This window comes from Donghicola eburneus (genome assembly GCF_900115865.1).
In the GTDB taxonomy this organism is placed as follows: domain Bacteria; phylum Pseudomonadota; class Alphaproteobacteria; order Rhodobacterales; family Rhodobacteraceae; genus Donghicola; species Donghicola eburneus.
The window spans coordinates 22314-41316 of the sequence record NZ_FOXY01000005.1 but is presented as its reverse complement, the minus strand read 5'-3'; the positions used below and the strand labels follow the sequence as shown (position 1 = coordinate 41316).

At 59.7% G+C, this 19003-nt stretch carries 19 protein-coding genes; 9 read left to right on the top strand and 10 right to left on the bottom strand.

Annotation, left to right across the window (positions count from 1 at the left end; translation table 11 throughout):
* Both BM225_RS09885 and paoA read right to left on the bottom strand, forming a co-directional pair.
* A complete protein-coding gene (locus BM225_RS09885; RefSeq protein WP_072706777.1) occupies positions 1-951 on the bottom strand; it encodes an FAD binding domain-containing protein in 951 nt (316 codons plus the stop codon).
* The gene (gene paoA / locus BM225_RS09880; RefSeq protein ID WP_072706778.1) at positions 948-1607 is read right to left on the bottom strand and encodes an aldehyde dehydrogenase iron-sulfur subunit PaoA; all 660 of its coding nucleotides are present in this window, start codon (positions 1605-1607) and stop codon (positions 948-950) included. Before paoA ends, BM225_RS09885 begins: the two co-directional genes overlap by 4 nt.
* Positions 1608-1984: 377 nt before the next feature.
* Here paoA and BM225_RS09875 point away from each other — a divergent pair, with 377 nt between their 5' ends.
* The gene (locus BM225_RS09875) at positions 1985-2845 is read left to right on the top strand and encodes a carbohydrate ABC transporter permease (RefSeq protein ID WP_072706779.1); all 861 of its coding nucleotides are present in this window, start codon (positions 1985-1987) and stop codon (positions 2843-2845) included.
* On the top strand, positions 2842-3639 hold the full coding sequence (locus BM225_RS09870) for a carbohydrate ABC transporter permease (RefSeq protein WP_072706780.1): 798 nt from the start codon (positions 2842-2844) through the stop codon (positions 3637-3639). The genes BM225_RS09875 and BM225_RS09870 overlap by 4 nt, the downstream gene beginning before the upstream one ends.
* A gap of 87 nt (positions 3640-3726) precedes the next feature.
* Here the strand turns inward: BM225_RS09870 and BM225_RS09865 are convergent, their stop codons facing one another.
* The 5 genes from BM225_RS09865 to BM225_RS09845 all read right to left on the bottom strand — a co-directional run bounded on the left by BM225_RS09865 (position 3727) and on the right by BM225_RS09845 (position 8305).
* Positions 3727-5361, bottom strand: coding sequence for an acyl-CoA synthetase (locus BM225_RS09865; protein WP_092464228.1), 1635 nt, complete (start codon positions 5359-5361; stop codon positions 3727-3729).
* Positions 5361-6155, bottom strand: a complete 795-nt coding sequence (locus BM225_RS09860; protein WP_092464226.1) for an enoyl-CoA hydratase — start codon at positions 6153-6155, stop codon at positions 5361-5363. Before BM225_RS09860 ends, BM225_RS09865 begins: the two co-directional genes overlap by 1 nt.
* 6 nt (positions 6156-6161) lie before the next feature.
* A complete protein-coding gene (locus BM225_RS09855; protein WP_072706782.1) occupies positions 6162-6512 on the bottom strand; it encodes an OsmC family protein in 351 nt (116 codons plus the stop codon).
* A gap of 10 nt (positions 6513-6522) precedes the next feature.
* On the bottom strand, positions 6523-7665 hold the full coding sequence (locus BM225_RS09850; protein WP_092464224.1) for a glycine cleavage T C-terminal barrel domain-containing protein: 1143 nt from the start codon (positions 7663-7665) through the stop codon (positions 6523-6525).
* A 145-nt stretch (positions 7666-7810) separates the two neighbouring features.
* Positions 7811-8305 (bottom strand): Lrp/AsnC family transcriptional regulator, encoded by a 495-nt coding sequence (locus tag BM225_RS09845; RefSeq protein ID WP_072706784.1) that lies wholly within the window; start codon positions 8303-8305, stop codon positions 7811-7813.
* 252 nt (positions 8306-8557) lie between these two features.
* Between BM225_RS09845 and BM225_RS09840 the strand changes: the two genes are divergently transcribed.
* Positions 8558-9046: a peptidase associated/transthyretin-like domain-containing protein gene (locus BM225_RS09840; RefSeq protein ID WP_072706785.1), complete on the top strand. Its 489-nt coding sequence runs from the start codon at positions 8558-8560 to the stop codon at positions 9044-9046.
* Positions 9043-9669: a ferric reductase-like transmembrane domain-containing protein gene (locus BM225_RS09835; RefSeq protein ID WP_338060990.1), complete on the top strand. Its 627-nt coding sequence runs from the start codon at positions 9043-9045 to the stop codon at positions 9667-9669. The genes BM225_RS09840 and BM225_RS09835 overlap by 4 nt, the downstream gene beginning before the upstream one ends.
* 36 nt (positions 9670-9705) lie before the next feature.
* Here BM225_RS09835 and BM225_RS09830 read toward each other — a convergent pair whose 3' ends face one another.
* Entirely contained in the window at positions 9706-11340 is a 1635-nt protein-coding gene (locus BM225_RS09830) for an FAD/NAD(P)-binding protein (protein WP_177218597.1), read from the bottom strand.
* Positions 11341-11615: 275 nt separating this feature from the next.
* Here BM225_RS09830 and BM225_RS09825 point away from each other — a divergent pair, with 275 nt between their 5' ends.
* Entirely contained in the window at positions 11616-12197 is a 582-nt protein-coding gene (locus BM225_RS09825) for a hemerythrin domain-containing protein (protein ID WP_072706787.1), read from the top strand.
* A gap of 295 nt (positions 12198-12492) precedes the next feature.
* On the top strand, positions 12493-13842 hold the full coding sequence (locus BM225_RS09820; protein ID WP_072706788.1) for a dicarboxylate/amino acid:cation symporter: 1350 nt from the start codon (positions 12493-12495) through the stop codon (positions 13840-13842).
* Positions 13843-13916: 74 nt separating this feature from the next.
* On the opposite strand, the gene BM225_RS09815 is transcribed toward BM225_RS09820, so the two are convergent.
* A complete protein-coding gene (locus tag BM225_RS09815) occupies positions 13917-14858 on the bottom strand; it encodes a YihY/virulence factor BrkB family protein (protein ID WP_072706789.1) in 942 nt (313 codons plus the stop codon).
* Positions 14859-15083: 225 nt separating this feature from the next.
* Entirely contained in the window at positions 15084-15944 is an 861-nt protein-coding gene (locus BM225_RS09810; RefSeq protein WP_072706790.1) for a MurR/RpiR family transcriptional regulator, read from the bottom strand.
* A gap of 104 nt (positions 15945-16048) precedes the next feature.
* On the opposite strand from BM225_RS09810, the gene BM225_RS09805 reads away from it, so the two are divergent.
* From BM225_RS09805 to BM225_RS09795, 3 genes are read left to right on the top strand one after another with little or no spacing between them, the layout of a single operon-like run.
* The gene (locus BM225_RS09805; protein WP_072706791.1) at positions 16049-16591 is read left to right on the top strand and encodes a TRAP transporter small permease; all 543 of its coding nucleotides are present in this window, start codon (positions 16049-16051) and stop codon (positions 16589-16591) included.
* On the top strand, positions 16591-17874 hold the full coding sequence (locus BM225_RS09800) for a TRAP transporter large permease (RefSeq protein WP_072706792.1): 1284 nt from the start codon (positions 16591-16593) through the stop codon (positions 17872-17874). Before BM225_RS09805 ends, BM225_RS09800 begins: the two co-directional genes overlap by 1 nt.
* 34 nt (positions 17875-17908) lie before the next feature.
* Positions 17909-18997 (top strand): TRAP transporter substrate-binding protein, encoded by a 1089-nt coding sequence (locus tag BM225_RS09795; RefSeq protein ID WP_072706793.1) that lies wholly within the window; start codon positions 17909-17911, stop codon positions 18995-18997.
* The last annotated feature ends 6 nt before the right edge of the window (positions 18998-19003 follow it).

The window sequence follows — 19003 nt, the reverse complement described above, 5'->3', positions numbered from 1 at the left end:
TCAGCCCTCCTTGAGCATAGCGGCAAGCGTGCGCTCGGCCAGTGTGAGTTTGAAGGCGTTCTCTTCGGTCGGGCTCGCGCCTTCCAAAAGACGCGCCATGACCGCGCGGGATCCGTTGGGCAGCTCTGCATCCGCTTCAGCGCGGCGCCACGGTTTGGGGGCTACACCGCCCAAGGCCACAGCTCCGGTGCCATCCGCCTGCTGAATCAGCGCAACCGATACGAGGGCAAAGGCATAGGATGAACGGTCCCGCACCTTGTGGTAGGCCTGTTGCCCACCCACCGGCGCAGGCAACACGACGTGCGTAATCAGCTCGCCGGGCATAAGAGCTGTCTCTTGCTCGGGTGTTTGTCCGGGCAAAACATGCAGATCCTCGATCGCGATGCGGCGGGTCATGCCGTTTGGGGTCACTGTTTCGACCACGGCGTCCAAAGCGCGCATGGCCACAGCCATGTCGGACGGGTGCGTGGCGATACAGGTTTCAGACGTCCCGATTACGCCAAGCTGCCGGCTGAACGCCCCTTCTGTCAGCGCGCCGCAGCCAGAACCCGGTGCGCGTTTGTTGCAGGGCTGTGCAGGGTCATAGAAATAGGGGCAGCGCGTCCGTTGCAGCAGGTTACCCGCTGTCGTCGCCTTGTTCCGGATTTGGCCAGAGGCACCGGCCGCAATAGCGCGAGTCAGCACCGGATAGTCACGGCGCACACGGCTATCGGCAGAAAGATCTGTGTTGGTGACCTGCGCGCCAATGCGCAAGCCGCCTTCTTCGGTTTCGGTGATCTCTGTCAGGCCGATGTCGCGGACGTCAATCAAATGGATCGGCGTCTCGATTTCCAGCTTCATCAGGTCCAGCAGGTTGGTGCCGCCGCCGATGAACTTGGCGTCAGGAATTTCGGCGGCCCGTGCGGCGGCCTGGGCCGGATCAACGGCGCGTTCGTAGCTAAAGGATCTCATATGTCTTCTCCCGCTGTGCCTTGCTCTGCCACTTCGGTGATGGCGGCCAGAATGTTGGCGTAGGCGCCACAGCGGCAGATATTGCCGGACATGCGCTCGCGGATCTCTTCGTCTGTGATCTGGATTTCAGAGTTCAGATCGCCGGTGACGTGGCTCGGAATACCTGCGCGGATTTCTTCGATGACGGCGCGGGCAGACTGGATTTGACCGGGCGTACAGTAACCGCACTGGAAGCCGTCAAACTTAACAAAAGCGGTTTGCATGGGGTCCATCGCCTGGGGCGTGCCGATACCTTCGATGGTCTCGACCTCGTCGCCTTCGTGCATCACGGCAAGCGACAAGCAGGAGTTCACGCGCGATCCGTTGACGGTGCAGGTGCAGGCGCCGCATTGACCGTGATCGCAGCCCTTCTTGGTGCCAGTCAGCTTCAAGTCCTCGCGCAGGACATCCAGCAAGGTGGTGCGATTGTCTACGGTCACCTCTTGGGCGGTTCCGTTGACGGTTAAACGGACAGTTGTGGTATCGGGGCCAGCGGGGCTTTTGGCAGTCTGTGATTGAGCTTGGGCCTGAGTGGTCAGCCCCGCAGCAAGTGCGCCAGCGGCAGTTCCGGCCAAAAATGTTCGGCGTCGAATTACAAAATCAATGGGTGGGGACATAATGTCTTCCTTCCTCTCGGGGCGGCATGTGGCCGCTCGTTCGGCGATGGCAAAAGACCTAAGAGGGGCGGAGGGCTGAACTATGCCGCAATGCGGCACGCAGTTATTGGTCTCTCTCATTAATCCCGATCTCGCCTTGGTTGGATGGACGCCGCTCAAAGCCAGCGCCTATGCCCCCCTCAACCAGCGCGCGCGCAGATCGTTCCCCTACTTCATTTTAGTGTGATGGCGTCGGGCGGGTTTATGGTCGTCACAGCTGCCCACCTAGAGCCCCCATACGCGCAACATCGTTGTTGCCAAGCCGCCCTTGACAGCCACCAGTGCTAACGCGTTGATTGTGCAGCCCGAGTTTCCTGTCTCGGCCCGAGAGGAGCCTTATGAACAATCCGCATTCGAACAGCGCTTGGCTGCTCTTGATGCCAGCGCTGGCTCTGATGGGCTTTGTTGCGGTCATCCCGCTGGTGGCTGTCTTCAATTTCTCTTTTCACGACATCTTCACCATTGATCAAGCCTACTGGATCGGCCTTGAGTGGTACCAAGAGATTACCGCAGACCCTAAGTTCTGGGGCAGTCTGGGACGCAGCGCGCTGTTCTCGGCGATTGTCTTGTCCATTCAGGTGCCACTTGGTGTCTGGCTGGCGCTGTTGATGCTGCGGATGGGGCGGTTTGCCGTGCCGGTGCTCATGCTGGTCGCGCTGCCTTTGGTGGTGCCGTGGAACATGATCGCCGGCATGTGGCTGTCTCTGATCGACCCCGCAACTGGTTTGGCAGGCCGCGCGATGACCGCGATGGGGATCGTGTTCGACTATAAATTCACGGCGCTTCATACGTGGATTCTGATTGTGCTGGCCGACACGTGGCACTGGCTGGGGCTCGTCGTCATTCTGGCCTATGCGGGCGTCTCTGCAATCCCTGATCCATACCGCCAAGCCGCAGCAATCGACGGCGCCTCTCGGCTGGCAGTCTTCCGTTGTATCGAACTGCCACGCATCACGGGGGCCTTGTCGATTGTCTTGCTTTTGCGGTTTGTCGACAGCTTCATGATCTACACCGAGGCCTTCGCGATCAACGCGGGCGGGCCACACAACGCGACGACCTTCTTGTCGCTGGAGCTTGCAGCGGACATCAACAGCTACACCTACGGCCGCGCTGCGGCGCGTGCGATGCTGGACTTTCTGATCGTGCTGACGGTGGCGTGGGCCTTCATCCGCATTCGATCGAACGGACAAGCGCGATGAGCATTGGGAGCCTTAGCCTGCGGGTGATCGTGTTTGGCGCGCTTGCGCTCTTTGTCTTACTGCCGTTCGTGCAGACGGTGCTGCTGAGTTTCACCCTCACCCTCCCCCGCGAGGGTCATGTGACCGGGGAAGCCACTCTGCTGAACTACGCAGAAGTCTTTGCGCGGCCCGATTTGCGGACTTCGATCCTGAATTCGCTGACCTATGTGACCCTGAATATCGGGCTGTGTCTGGCCGCCGGATTGCCTGCTGCCTATGCCTTTGCCAGATACCGGTTCACGGGGGACCGGCACGTGCTGTTCGCGCTTCTGGCCTTTCGCCTGACGCCGCCCGTGGTCCTGTCCCTGCCCGTCTTTTTCCTGTTCGCGAATGTCGGACTGGTGAACACGCCGGTCGGTATCGCACTGGTGCACTGTGCGTTTAACCTGCCCATCGCGATCTGGATCTTGGAAAGTTTTATCGCCGCTGTGCCCCGCGAATATGACGAAACCTGCTTTATCGATGGGCACTCTATACCCAGCTTTTTCTTCAAGCGTCTGATCCCCGTGATCGCGCCTGGGATCGGCGTGACCGTCTTTTTCTGCTTTGTGTTTTCGTGGGTCGAGGTCGTTCTGGCCCGCATTCTGACCGTGACAGCGGGCAAGCCAATTACCATGGCCATCAACGCGCTGTATGGATTTCAGACCGATATGGGGCTGGTGATGGCAATGACCGTTATGTCCCTGATCCCCGGCATGGCAATGATCTGGTTTGTCCGAAACCATATCGCCCGTGGCTTCGTGATCCGGACCTGACCCGCCAAATGAAACACCGCTCCAATGATTTGGAGCGGTGCCAGAGCGGCTCAGACCTTGTACTCGCGGCAACTGCCGCCGGACGGGTCAAGCATCTTCGGTTGCGCGCAACTGATTGCGAAGCGCAAATTTCTGGATCTTGCCGGTCGAGGTGCGCGGGATCACCCCAAACACGAAGCGGCCCGGCACCTTGTAATGCGCCAAATGCTCGCGGCACCACGCCCGCAGGGCCTCTGCGCTGGCCTCTTGCCCTTCGGCCAGTTCGACATAAGCGCAGGGCGTTTCCCCCCATTTGTCGTGGGGCATGGCGACAACGGCCGTCACAGCAACGGCCGGATGGCGGTACAACACCTCCTCAATCTCGATGGACGAGATATTCTCGCCACCCGAGATGATGACATCCTTGGAGCGATCCTTGAGCTGAATATACCCATCAGGATAAATCACACCCAGATCGCCAGAATGAAACCACCCGCCAGCAAAGGCCTCTGCCGTGGCAGCAGGATTGCGGAAGTAGCCCTTCATCACAACATTGCCGCGGAACATCACCTCACCGATGGTCTTGCCGTCGCGGGGAACAGGCTGCATCGTCTCTGGGTCGAGCACGTCCAGACCTTCGAGCGGCAGGTAACGCACCCCTTGGCGCGCCTTCAGCCTTGCTTGCTCTTCGGGGGGCAAATCGGACCAGTCTACGTGCCAATCGTTGACCACAGCAGGACCATAGGTTTCGGTTAGGCCGTACAAGTGCGTGACATCGAAACCGGCTTCTTTCATCTCCGCCAGCAGCTTTTCGGGCGGCGGCGCGGCGGCGGTAAAGAACTGCACTGGCGTATCCAGCGGGCACTTCACCGTTTCGGGTGCTTGGATCATCAGGGACATCACGATGGGCGCGCCGCACAGATGGGTGACACCTTCGTTCCCCAAGGCCTGCCAGATCGGCTCTGCCCGGACTTGCCGCAGACAGACGTGGGTGCCGACGATCGCAGACAGGGTCCACGGAAAGCACCAGCCGTTGCAGTGGAACATCGGCAACGTCCACAGGTACACCGCATGCTTGGCCATGGACGCCGTCAGCGCGTTGCCTTGTGCCAGCAGATAGGCCCCGCGATGATGGGTCACGACGCCCTTTGGATCGCCTGTGGTGCCAGAGGTGTAGCTGATCGCGATCGCGTCCCATTCGTCTTGCGGCTGAAGCCATGCGAACTCAGGATTCCCAGCAGTCAGAAACGCCTCGTAATCAGGGGCATCGGTGGTCACGCGCGGGCCATCGAACTCCGGATCGTCATAAACGATCACCGCAGGGGGCGTTTTGCACAGGGCAAGCACGTCTTGCAGCAGCGGTAGAAATTCAGCGTCCACGATGACCAGCCGCGACAGCGCGTGATCCAGTTGGAAGGCAATGATGGCTGCGTCAAGCCGCGTATTGATCGCATGTAAAACCGCACCACACATGGGCACACCGTAATGGCATTCGAGCATAGCGGGCGTGTTCGCCAACAAGACCGAGACCGTCTGGCCCCGTGCGATCCCCCACTGCGCCAGAGCCGACGCAAGCTGCCGCGACCGGTCATAAAACGCCCCATAGCTGCGCCGCAGCCCGCCATGAACGATGGCTGTATGGCCGGGAAATGCCTGCGCGGAACGTTCCAGAAACCCGATCGGGGTCAAGGGTTGGTAGTTCGCCGGATTACGGTCGAGACCGATGTTATATAAATTGCTCATCAGGCGTCCTGCCAAATCGGGTCACGTTTCTGAATAAAGGCGTCGATGCCCTCTTCCGCATCGCGGGCGAGCATGTTGTCGACCATCACTTGGCTGGCATAGGCGTACGCCGCTTCCAGCGACATCTCGCGCTGTGCGTAGAAGGCGCTTTTGCCCGTGGCCAAGGTCATTACGGATTTGGAGGCGATCTTGCGCGCTAGCGCCATGACCTCGGACGTGACATTTTCGGCGGCGACGCTCCGATTCACAAGGCCGATCTCTGCGGCTCTGTCAGCGGAAGTCATGTCGCCCGTCAGCAGCATTTCCATAGCGTGCTTGTTCGCCACATTGCGGGACAAGGCCACCATCGGGGTCGAACAAAACAGTCCGATGTGCACGCCCGGCGTGCTGAAACGCGCTGTGTCCGCAGCAATCGCCAGATCGCAACTGGCGACCAACTGGCATCCAGCGGCGGTCGCGATTCCTGTGACCTCAGCGATGACGGGCTTGGGACACGCGACAATCCCCTGCATCACGGTCGAGCACAAGGTCAGGATGCGGGTGAAATAGGCGCGCCCCTTGTCCGCTTCAGCGCGTCCGGTGGTCATCTCTTTCAGATCATGGCCAGCGCAAAAGGCAGGGCCGTTTGCAGCCAGCACGACGACGCGCACTAGCGGGTCCGCGCCCGCCTCGGCGAAGGCCTGACCCAGCGCGGTCAGCATCGCTTCGGACAGCGCATTACGGCTGCTTGGGGCATTCAAGGTCAGGCGCAAAACACCGTCCGTGTCCAGATCGCGCAACAGAATATCGGTCATAGGCCCTCAGTGAATGTTAATGGTAGAAGTGTCGGCCAAGGCATTGGCGACAGAGCAATATTGGTGCACGCGGCCCTGCATCTGCGTCAGCTCCGCCTCGGACACAGAAAAGCTTGCCACGGGACAACCTGCGTAGGCTGCAAGCGCGAGAATGGGTATCTCGTGGCAACTCGAAGGAGCCGCCGCCAGTGCCTGTTCCGGGTTGGCGCAATCGGGATCACCGCCCCAATCGGGGACGGCGTCCAAGTCCAGTTCAAGGCGCGGGCGAAAGCTGCCCTGATGCGCGGCTGAATACTGGCCCAGCAGCAAGGCACTCTCGCCCCGCTGCCAGTACAAATCGATCGCAAGGTTCGACATGTGCCGTCCCTTAGGCCGCAGCCAGGGATTTCTTTGGGTCAAAGAACGGACGCTCTACCACAGTCGCAACCGCAGGCCCCGAGGGCAGAACCACGTCCAGCTGCATCCCAAGATGCGCATGCTCTACCGAGACCATGGCCAGCGCGATGTTCCGTTCAAGACGCGGCGAGTAGACCGCCGAGGTCACTTTACCCACATCTTCACCGCCGTTCTGAACCGCCCAGAAAGTGGTGTTCGGGCCCTTCAGAGGATCAGCCTCGATGATCAGCCCCACCTGCTTTCGCGTGACGCCTTCGTCGCGGATGCGGCGCAGAGCGGCCTTGCCGATAAAGTCTGCCTCCATGTCCAGATTGACCAGGCGGTCCAGCCCCAATTCGTAGGGGTTTGTGTGGATGTCGGCGTCCGCATGGTAGGACAGCATACCCCCTTCGATCCGGCGAATGGACGAGGTGTGGCCGGGCTTTAGCCCGAACTCCATCCCGGTCGCCATGATCCGCTCCCACAGGGAGTCGCCATGGGCACTGTCGCGCAGATACAGTTCGTAGCCCAACTCACTGGACCAACCGGTGCGCGACACGATCAGCGGAATGCCGTCCAACTCGACTTCACGCAGCCAGTAGTATTTCAGGTCCATAATCTCGTCACCGAACAGAGCGCGCATGATCTCGCCCGATTTTGGGCCCTGCAGCTGCAGCGGTGAGACGTCGGGCTCGCCGATCTGAACATCCAGACCAGAGTTGATGGCCACGCCCTGCGCCCACAGCAGGATGTCGCTGTCCGCCAGCGAAATCCAGAAGTGGTTTTCGGCCAGGCGCAGCAGGATCGGGTCGTTCAGAATGCCGCCCGCCGCGTTCGTGATCAGGATATATTTGCACTGACCAACCGCCATCTTGGACAGGTCGCGCGGGGTCAGCATTTGGACGAATTTGGCCGCGTCGGGGCCGGTGATCTCGACCTGACGTTCAACACCGACATCACACAGGATCGCCTCGTTCACGAGGTTCCAGAAGTTATGTTCGGGATCGCCAAAGTCGCGCGGGATATACATATGATTGTACACAGAAAATCCCTGAGCGCCCCAGCGCACCGTCGCGTCGAAATAGGGGGATTTGCGGATCTGTGTGCCAAAGCCGAAGTCGTCTGCAGCCATGATATGCGCCCTTGAAAGTCACCGGATTTCTGCCCGGGAATTGGTTTCTGGTGGCGGATATTTACGCAGCGAAAAGGTTTCGGTGTGGACTAAAAATCTGGCACAGCATGGACTGTTCGGACTGAAAATTTGGCCTCGGTCAGACTGTTCAGGCGCGCTGTCCAGCGCCCGCCAGTTTGGCTATATTCGGACGGCTGGATTTGACCACGCGAGTCGCGATGTAGGTCATGTAGCGATCCACCCCGAGCTCGGCATCCAGCATGTCCTGCATCAGCGCTTGGAAGCCTGCCAGCGTCGGGCAGATCGTCTTCATCACGTAGTCCATGCCGCCCCCTGTCGCGACGCATTCGACGATATCGTCTTGCAGCGCGACCCATGCCTCGAAACGGTCAAAGTCCGTGCGGCGGTGGTGTGTCAGGGACACGGTCACCATCACCTGAGTAAAATCGCACAGCCGGTCCAACGCAATGTTGGCATGATACCCCGTGATGAATCCCGCCGCCTTGAGCCGGTCCAGACGCGACCAGCACGGCGTGGCCGAGATGTTGACGATCTCGGACAGGCGCGTCTTGCTCAGTTGGCCATAGTTCTGAATGGCGCTGAGGATGCGGATATCCGTCGCATCAAGGGTAGATTTCTTCACAGGCGCTGGGCTTTCATTCTGGCGGTCTAATTGGTGCGGTGCATGAACTATACGCCCGCACGCCTGCCTGATTTAGCTTTTTGTCCGCAAAGGCGAAGGGAGTTTTACGACACAATGGCGCACGCGATGTCGCAAACTGGTGCGGCGCGCATGCGGTCACAAGGCTGTGCGGTGGCGCGCCGTTGGCTCCACCACCGCCAATTTTGCGCTAGGCTCTCTCAAAGCATCCACTCTGAAGAGGAAGGCTCACACATGTCACACTCCCGTCTTGGCCGCCGTACCCTGATGCTTGCAGGCGCGGCGTCTCTTCTCACCGCGAAGAGCGGGCTGACCGTCCCTGCCCGCGCGCAAGGCTTGCAACCCACAACGTCGATGCGCGGTGGTGCAAACAACTACCGCCCCGGTGCGCCCATTGTTGACCGGATCGGTGGTGGCGGCTTTCTGATGCATGGGACCGTGCGCCGTGCGGGTGACGGCGCCCCTCTCGAAGGGGTCCGCATCCAGATTTGGGCGCACACCACCGAGGGCCGCGAGCGCGACGCACGAAGCCATGGTGCGACCCTGACAAATGCCGATGGCGTGTTCGAGTTGGAGATGCCCCAGATCGTTCCAGCCTTTGGTCAGCCCCATGGACACCTTGCCTACGACAGCGGCGCCTTTGAAACCGTCTTCTTGCGTCCTGTCATGGATAGTGCGCGGGACGCGAGCCTTGCTGCGCATTTTGTCCTGCAACCGGCGTGACTTTGAAGCACTTGCGCGCAGTCATCGCTTGGGGCGGGCTTGCCACTCTGATCATGATCCCAATCGCTGTGGCCGCAAACAGTGAGTATCTACAATATCGCGGCCCTATCTACATTGCGGCGGGCTTTGCAGGGATCGTCGCGCTGGCCGTGCTCTTGGTCCAGCCTTTGCTTGCGGCGGGGTTACTTCCGCGTCTTCCGATCCAGTTGGGCCGCGTGGTTCACCGGTGGTCCGGCCTCGTCCTCCTGCTGGCAATCGCGGCGCATGTGGTTGGGCTTTGGATCACGAGCCCGCCGGATATGATCGACGCTCTGACCTTTCGCGCGCCTACGCTTTTCTCTGTTTTCGGCGTTGTGGGGATGTGGGCACTGCTCGCCGCCGCGCTTCTTGCCGCGATCCGGAAAAAGCGCTGGCTCCGTCCGCAAGTTTGGCGCTTCTCCCACGTGTTCGCAGCCTCGGCCATTGTCGCTGCGAGCGTGTCCCACGCAATGCTGATCGAGGGTACCATGGGCGCCCTTTCCAAGGCGGCGCTGTGTGCGGCAGTGCTCTGCGCTTTGATTTGGACCGTCTGGCAGGTGAAACCGTGGCGTGGTGTGCGGCGCCGGCAAAATTCGCGCAGGTAGGCACTTCCACGACTGAGCCGCGATGGATCACCCGCGTTACGTTTCGACCTTACCTTCCATTCGCTCTACCACATCCTGCGCCCAACGGTGCGATGCCGCGCCGAAACAGTCATGCAAAGAGTCTGCGGCAACGACACTGCCCAAGGCCAAACGTCCAAGTAGGCAAAGGCCAGGCGACCGCGTACCGTCCTGCGCGATAATCTGCGCATCTGCAGCAGTTTCAGCCGCAAGGCTCTCACTGATCGGGCAAAGCTTGCCTTCGTCAACCAGGCCATTCAGCAACGAGGAGCGTAAAATCGACAGGTCAGGCGAGGCGATGACGGCGTCGATCATAACATCTGCTTCGACCGAACCTTGGTCCGAAGTCAGCGTCCATCCGCCTTCTGTCAGCGCGATATCGGGATCGGCGGCATGGTCCAATGTCACGATGCCCGCTTCGATCAGCGCTGCAAGCTCGCGGCTAGAAGATACCGGCGGGCCGTAGGAATACCGCTTTAGGCCCTCGTCAAACGCGACAATCAGGTCAGCTGTGTCTGGCTGGGTCTTTGCGGGATTATAGCCGCTGCGTAACTGATCCTGCCATTTGCGCCAGACTTGCCCAACTGTGTACCCGACCGAGGGCGTGGCCGCCCCTTCGGCCATCGCAATTCCAGTTTTCAGGGTCTCGACCGGCCCTTCTGTTTCCTGTGTTCCAGGGTCGGAAAATTCGGTTTCAAGCCACGCGAAAACTGCAGAGAAATCGGTTTCTGCACCGAACTCGGTCAGGATACGGATCACAGGCGATACGAGCGCTTCGGTCAAGAGTGTCCGCGCCTGCTCGGGGTTGGCAATCGCAGCCGCTTGGATGTTCGTGGAGAAGAGCTCTGTCTCTGCCGCGCTTAGGTTAAACCTTGCGTCCAAAGCCTCTGTCTCAGGCTTGGGAAACGGAGGCAGACCGTCCAAAGAAAACGGCACAATCTGCGCAGGCTCTTGGCCCGAGGCAATGTACTGTCCTTCTTCGAAACGACCGCCTTGGGCCGTCGTCAGAACACGCAGCACATCGAACGCCGAAAGTGCAAGCCCGCGGATCGCCACTGTGCGGCCCGTCCATCCAGCAGCTTCCTCGGCGAGCCGTCTTGCAGGGTAGGCTTGGGCCACTGTGCGGCCCTCCGCACTGGCATGCTGCTGCCATTCTGCAAGCTGCTCATCCGGTTGCACTTGCGGCTGCCCAACGGACAAAAGCACTTCGGTGTAGGGCCCATGCCATGCGTCGTCGGCGCGCAGCATCCAAAGGTCCCCCTCTTGCTTCAGCTCGGTCGCAATCGTGGGCAAATGGGTGATCGCGAGTCGCCCTGATCTGCGCAGCGCGTTATAGCGGGCCTCAAGGTAACGCCCCAAATCTGCTCGGGCTGGAAAGACATCCGGGTGCGGCGTGTCTGCCAACCACTCCGCAAAAGTGCTGCACCCTGTGAACTCTGGCGGACGAATATCGATATCCCGCATCGGGATATTCAAGCGGCACAGATCCAATTCCTCGGGGTCAAAATTAGGTCCGGCACCGCAGGCTGGAAAGGGATCATAGCAATCCACCGACAGGGGCGCCGCGTCGTTGCCCAGCCGCGCCGCGAGCGCCTCCAAAGCACCAAGGCTGCGCGGTCCCATCCCGACAACTGCGATCCGCGTCTCCACCATATCTCTACCCATACCCGACTAACTTTGACCTTTTGACTCGCCCAATGCCGACCTCTGTCGAAACAATGGCACAGGCACCTACAGTGCACTGATCTCTCTGTCATTTGCGGCGGAGCGCGCACAAAGCAAGCCGCAGCAGGACCAAACAAAGCCCTAGGGCGAGAAAAGCCGGATATCTATGTAGTTTGAGGCCAAGCACTGAATTTTTGGGATGCCGGCGGCTTCGGCAGGGCGCGGTTCTTGACTTACCCCGCGCAAAGGCTTTCTTACTCGGCATGACTGATCTTTCGAACCAATCTCTGGATGACCTCTCGCTGAACGAGGCCGCGCGTCCCAAAGCCCCCAAGGTTTCCGGCGCGACCGATATGCACCGCCGCCAAGGACGCCAACTGGCGGCAATTCATCGGCACTATCTGATGGAGATGGCCCAGATCGGCGCAGTACTAGAGCGTATCGAAGCGGGAGACTCCCCGCCAAAGCACCTCAAGAAAATCGTGCTAAACCTTGAAATGGCTGACAATTTCCGCGCATTCGGCTCCTTGTGCGGCCGCGAATGCCAAGTTTTAAAATTCCATCACGACATCGAAGGCGCGGACATGTTTCCGCGCATCCAAGCTGCGGGCGGTGGTATGTTCAAACAGGTCGTGGCCAAGCTCATGGCAGAGCACGAGGTGGTGCACGAGCTTATCGTTCGACTTGATAACGCGGCGGACGCTCTGATCGAAGATCCAAGCGACGACAATTTCCACCAAGCCGCCGCGACCTATCGCAAGCTCGAAGAGATTGTGCGCTCTCATTTCGGATACGAGGAAACCGAACTGGCCGAAGCTATCGGATTTTACCTCGGCGGGATTTGATCGCGACGGCAAGGCAGATTGTCGATGCGCATCGGGCGCATGTCAACTGACGTGACACAACCGGATTTTCAGCGATTTCCCAGTCTGCTGAAAGTCCATCAACACCCCACATATCCCAGATCGTAAACCACCAAACTGGGACTTTCCCTGCCAAAATCGCCACTTAAATGGACCGCAATTCTGTTGTTGCGCGTTCGCAAGGGCGGCGAAGCTTCGATCCTTTTGCGTGTGCTGCTACTCTGCCCTTCAATCAAAGGGCCGCTTGGCACTTGTTTTCACAGCGCGGGAGTTTCCGATGAACCAGACAGCTACAGGGGATAAGGGGATGTCCCTGACCACAAAAGTCCTGATTGGCATGGGGGCCGGATTCCTTCTCGGGGTCATCCTGAACGCGCTACAGATTCAGGCGATTAACACGCATTTCGTCAGTGGCTTCTTGGGAATGATCGGGCGCATGTTCGTGAACGCCCTGTCGATGCTGGTGGTGCCGCTGGTGTTTTTCTCTTTGATCTGCGGAGTCGCGGGCATCGGGGATATTCGCATTCTTGGGCGCGTGGGCGGCAAGTCCTTTGGTCTGTACTTGCTGACCACTGCCACGGCCATCGCCGTCGCGATCGTCATGGCGCTGGTTGTCGGCCCCGGAAACGGCTTTGTGATGGAGGGCGTCGATACCGCTGGCGTAACCGCGCGAGAGGCGCCTTCGGTCTGGGAGACGTTTGCTGCAATCGTGCCCCGCAATCCGGTGGCCGCGTTTGCAGGCGGAGAGATGCTGCAAATCATCTTTTACACCATCATCCTCGGCGTGGCGGCGCTGATGCTGGGAGAGCGGTCAAAACCCTTTGTCGAAGCCTGCGAATATATGAACGAGCTGATGATGAAAGTCGTTCAGATCGTGATGGCCTTTGCGCCGATCGGGGTCTTCTGCCTGATCTGCAAGACATTCACAGAGCAAGGCATCGGGCTGTTCATCCCCGTGCTGACCTATGTGCTGGTACTGGTCGCCGCGCTGCTGCTGCACCTGTTCGGCACGCTGATGTTGTATCTCAAGGTCTTTTCGGGCCTGAGCCCGATCATCTTTCTGAAGAAGATCCGCCCTGCGCAGATTTTCGCCTTCTCAACCGCATCGTCCAACGCGACCATCCCCGTCACCCTGCGCTGCGTGACCGAGCGGATGGGCGTGAACAACTCGGTGGCTTCGTTCACTGTTCCCTTTGGCGCGACGATCAATATGGATGGCACCGCGATCATGCAGGGTGTCGCGACCGTTTTCCTCGCCAATGTCTATGGCATTGATCTTGGGCTCGGCGGCTATCTGACCGTGATCGCAATGGCGGTGCTCGCGTCCATTGGTACTGCAGGTGTTCCAGGTGTTGGTTTGGTGATGCTGACCATGGTTCTGAGCCAAGTCGGCCTGCCGCTAGAGGGCATTGCCCTGATCCTAGGCGTCGACCGTCTGATGGATATGATCCGTACAGCTGTGAACATCTCGGGCGATGCTGTCGTCACGACAATCGTCGCCAAGACTGAGGGGCAGATCGACATGGCGGCCTATTTGGACCCCGACACAGGCGAGCGGGTGGACGATAATCTGGAGATCGACCCAGCCGTTGAAGCGGAGCTCGCGAGGTACGCTAAGCCGCACTAAACGCGCCGAGTTTAGCTTTGATCACACAGGGAACCGCCGACCAATCGGCGGTTCCTTTGCTATTTTTGAGGGCTCTATCCGTCCCCGCGCATCGCCCGCGCCAAACGACGAATGCGGAGCGCGCGGTTGATCTCTCCGCCAAAGATGAGCACGAGTGCCGCCAAATACAAAAAATATAACGCCGCAACGATCCCAGCCAAACCGCCGTAGTAGCTCGAATACGTCGCGAAATTCGCCAGATAGAACGAAAAGGCCGCTGTTAGCGTGAGCCAAGCTCCGACCGTAAACAGCACTCCTGGGTAGATCGACGAAAACCGCGTGCGCCGCGCAGGCAGCACCACATGCGCCAAGAAAAGCGAAGACACCAGAATAAGTGCCGCCGCAGGATACCGGATGAAGCCAATCGTGACAGAGGCCGGATCAAAGCCCGGAAACAGGATATGCAACCAAGATCCGGCTCTTGGTGCGATCACGAGCAGGTACCCGACCATGACGAGCACCAGACTGGCAATCACGACCATCAATGCCATCACAGGATACAGGACATACCACGCGCGCGTTTCCCGGACGCCATAGGCACGATTCAGGCCCACCCGCACGCCGTCGACACCGCCAATCGCAAACCAGACGGTCAGCAAGATACCAGCAGACAAGACACCGCCGCGCTGGACCGTCATGACCTGCCGCACTTCCGAGACAATGGGTTCAATCAACGTCGAGGGCACAATCGCGATGAGAAAGGCAATCAGGTCGTCGGCCATGCTTTGGGTCCCGACAAAGGCCGTCAGCGACGACGTAAAGATCAGGAAAGGAAAGACCGCCAGAAGGACGCGAAAGGCCACGTTTCCCGCCAGCCCGAACGCATCGTCGCTCAGCAATCGCAGACCGGCCTCGCGGAGGACGCCCCAAACAGCACGTGTTCCGCTACCGCGCAGCAGGGCCTCGGGGTTGTCGGTGACAATACCACGGGTGATCACGGCATCTCGGCCCATCTCGCTCGGCTCTCGTTCGGCCATGTGGCGTCCTTTGTTTCAATCTTGGGGCGGGCCTTGTTTGACGCGGGCCGCGCCTTTGTTCTGAAAACAACGCAATTTAAGGGGTTTGGTTCAACGGGCGCATGCAAATGGTCGGAGAACAAAGAGATAAGTCGCTAGAACGAGGCAGCTAGAGCCCAACCTGCATAGAAACGCGCCACTCCTGAAGCTCAACGCCTGCCCGCCCCGTGCGACCTAACGCTCCCCCTATTCTAGCTCGCCCAGACGCTCGCGTAGGTCTTCGACATCTTCCATGTGGCGATGCCCTGCAGCGCCCAGAGCGCGCTCGGCCTCGACCACGATCATGCGCAAAAGTGCCAAGGCCCCCACGTAACTGTCCGCAAACTGAGGGGTCTCTACCACGCAATCCAGCGTCCATGTTGCATGGGCCGGTGCGCCGCGAATGGACTCGTCAGCCAGCAGCAGAACTTTGCATCCACGGGTGGCAATCGCCTCGACCATGCGGTTAAAGCCTGCGGGTCGCCGCCGCATCGCCACAACGATCGCCAAATCCTGCGGCCCCAAGGATGAGATGCCTTCGCTCTCGGTCTGGCCAGGCATGAGTAGCGGCGCCACGCCGGGGCGCATCATCGCGATCTGCGCGGTCAGGTATTGTGACAGGAAATGGCTATTCCGATAGCCCAAGGTGCGAATTCGCGGGGCTGTTCGTATGGCGCTCCCGATAGCGCGCAGCACCAGTGGATTGACGCGCGACAACGTCGCCTCGATCACGACGGTCTCTTCGTGCACCAGTTCAGAGATTGGGTCCCCCAACGGTTTGCTTGCCTTGCCGGAAAACAGGGGCGATCCCGTGGCCCGCATTGCACGTGCGGCCTGCCGCGCCTCGTCAAAGCTGGCGTAGCCCAGCCGCCGAAACAGCCGCGTTACTGTGGCGTTAGAGACCTCGGCTTGTGTTGCCAATTCGATTGCATTGCGCACGGCCAGATCCGCAGGCGCTGCCAGCAGCACATCGGCCACCTTACGCTCGCCCTCTGGCAGCTTTGGATAGAACTCGTGAATTCTCTGAACGATAGGCTTTCCCGCCAGAACTGCTGCATTTTCGGGCATACGTCATCGCTCCTGTCGTGAAATCACGTTTTCTACTTCTCACATCATATGAAAATACGTTTTCACTAAAAGAACAAGTGTTTTCACAGCAGGAGATTCGCCAAATGGCCAATCTGTCCGCCAAGGCTAAGAGTATGAGCCTCAAGGTTAATTGGCTCGTTGAACGTGTGTGTGTGGCCCTGCTGGTGGTGCTGGTGCTGGACGTCTGGCTTGGCGTATTGGTCCGCTATGTCATCCCCCTGCCCCTGACCTTTACCGAGGAATTGGCCCGCTACTTGATGATCTGGATGGCGCTCTTGGCGGTGTCCTCTGGGATTGCCTACCGCGAACATATCGGGGTCGAGTTCGTCTTTGGCCGTCTGCCAGCCCCCGTGCGGCGCTGGCTGGCGGTGGCCTTTGACGTGATCGCCTTTGCCTTCTTCTTTGCGCTGTTCTGGTACGGCCTCGGCTTCGCAGCCAAGGGCTTCAGCCGGTTCACCATGATCTACGGCATTCCCAAGGGCTACCCGTTCATGGGTGTCCCCCTGGCCGCAGCGATGGCCTGCGCACAACTGGCCCTAACAGGCATCCACGACTTTTTCGCCAAAGAGGCGCCGGCATCCACCGGTGTGTCCGAGGCCACCATGGCCCTGCGGGAGAACAACTGATGGGTGCTCTATTCGTCGCAATCGCGTTTTTCGGACTCATGGCTTTGGGCATGCCGGTCGGCTTTGCCATCGGGGTGTCCGGCATGATCGGCATCCTCGACATGGGCCCGCGCTTTATGCAGATGGCACCAGATCGGGTCTTTGCGGGACTCGACCTGTTCCCATTCCTCGCCATGCCGTTCTTCATTTTGGCAGGCGAGATTATGAACCGCTCGGGCATCACTCTGGGACTGGTTCGGCTTGCGGATGCTTTGGTCGGCTGGATGCGCGGCGGGATGGCGCATTCAAACATGGTCGCGTCGGTCATGTTTGCCGGCATCACCGGATCGGCAACTGCAGACGCTGCGGCCTTTGGCAACACGCTGGTCCCCGCGATGGAAAAAGCTGGTTACAAACGCCCCTATGCTGCGGCCGTGACTGCGGCCGGGTCGATCATTGGCCCGACCATCCCGCCCTCGACCCTCGCCATCATCTACGGCTCGATCATGGGCGTCTCAATCGCAGGGCTGTTCGCGGCGGGCATTCTGCCGGGACTGTTAATCTGCGGCACCTGCATGCTGGTCATTGCGCTGCACGCGAAAAAGAAGAACCTGCCCAAGGGCGAAGGCCGCCCCAGCTTTGGCATCGTGATCAAAGCCCTGCGAGAAGGGTTCCTCGCCGCTCTCCTGCCCCTCTTCATCCTTGGTTCGATCCTTGGCGGGTTCGCGACCCCGACCGAGGCGGCTGCGATCGCTGTTGCTTATGCTCTGTTCGTCGGTGGCGTGATCTACCGCGCCCTGACATGGCAGGACCTGTACGAGATCGCAGTGCGGACCACCCGGATCACTGGCGTCATCTTCCTGATCATCGCGTCGGCGACCATCTTGGGCTGGTGGATGACGTTCAACCGCATCCCCCAAGCCATCGCGACCGGTCTGCTGTCGGTCTCGGAGAACCCGCAAATTGTCATTGCGCTGATCCTGCTGCTCTTGCTGGTGATCGGCCTTGTGATGGACATCAACGCAACGCTCATCATTCTGGCCCCTGTCTTGGCCCCGTTGACCGCCCAAATCGGGATGGAACCGGTGCACGCAGGGATCATGATCATCCTCGCGCTCAATATCTCTCTCATGACGCCACCAGTGGGGGCCTGCCTCTTCGTGCTGGCCTCTGTCACCGGCGAAAAGGTCGAGAGCATTACCAAAGAGCTCTGGCCCTTCATTCTGGCCGAAGTCGGCATCCTACTGGTGATCGCCTTCTGGTCTGACCTGACGCTTTTCATCCCCCGACTGCTAGGCCTGTGAATCTGGCAGCACCCCAACAGGAAAGGAAACTACCATGCGCTTCTTGAAAGCTACCGCCACGGCTGTTGCAGCCCTTTGCATCGCGGCCCAAGCCTATGCGGCGGACACCACCATCCGCCTTGCGCACCTGAACCCCGAAGACCCCTTTGCCAGCCACTCGGGCGCGATGGCCGCAGTCTTCAAGAGCCTTGTGGAGTCAAACTCCAACGGCCGTATCGAAGTACAGCTGTTCGCAAACGGCCAGCTTGGCAAAGACAACGAAGTCATCGAACAGGTGCGTTCGGGCCTTGTAGAAACCGTGATCTCGTCGTCGGGCGGCATGGCGCAGCACTACCCGCTGGTTGGGGTGTTCGACATTCCCTTTGCCTTCCCGAACATCGGTGTTGCGTCTGAAGTGATCGACATGGACAGCGAGTTTGGCGCAAAATTCTCGGCCGACCTCGAAGAGAAAACTGGCCTTAAAGTGCTGGGTCTGCTGGACTCCGGCGGCTTCTTTGCCTTCACCTCGTCCAAAGGCCCGATTTCCTCGGTCGAAGATATGGACGGTCAGCGCATCCGCACCATGACCCTACCCACCCACGAGGCGATCATCTCAAGCCTTGGGGGCCAGCCGACCGCCCTGCCGTGGGCCGAGGTTTACACCGCGCTGCAAACCGGCGTGGCCGACGGCCAGATGAACCCCGTGCCGATCATCGCCTTTGCAAAGTTTGACGAAGTGCAGCAATACCTGTCGATCACCAACCACCTGATCACGCCCTACATCTGGACCATGAACGCGGAATTCCTCGAGTCCCTGTCCGAAGAAGACCAGTACCTGATCTCGTGGGCGGCGGATGTGGCCACAGATGCGGGCCGCTCCATGTCCCGCGTGATCGAAGCCTCGGAAAAGGGTCTGCCCGCTCTGCAAGGCAAGCTCGACGTGAACGTTGTCACTCCCGAAGAGCAGGCGAAATTTGCCGAAGCAGCCCAACCCGCCGTGCGTGCTTTGATCGAAGAAAGCTACGGCGCCGAGGGCACCGAAATGCTGGACTCGATGCTCAGCTCGATCGAAGCGGCAAAGTACACGCCATCGCATCGGTTTGGGCGGCGCACCTGCCGCCCGAGCCAACCGCAAGACCCCTGAGGACGA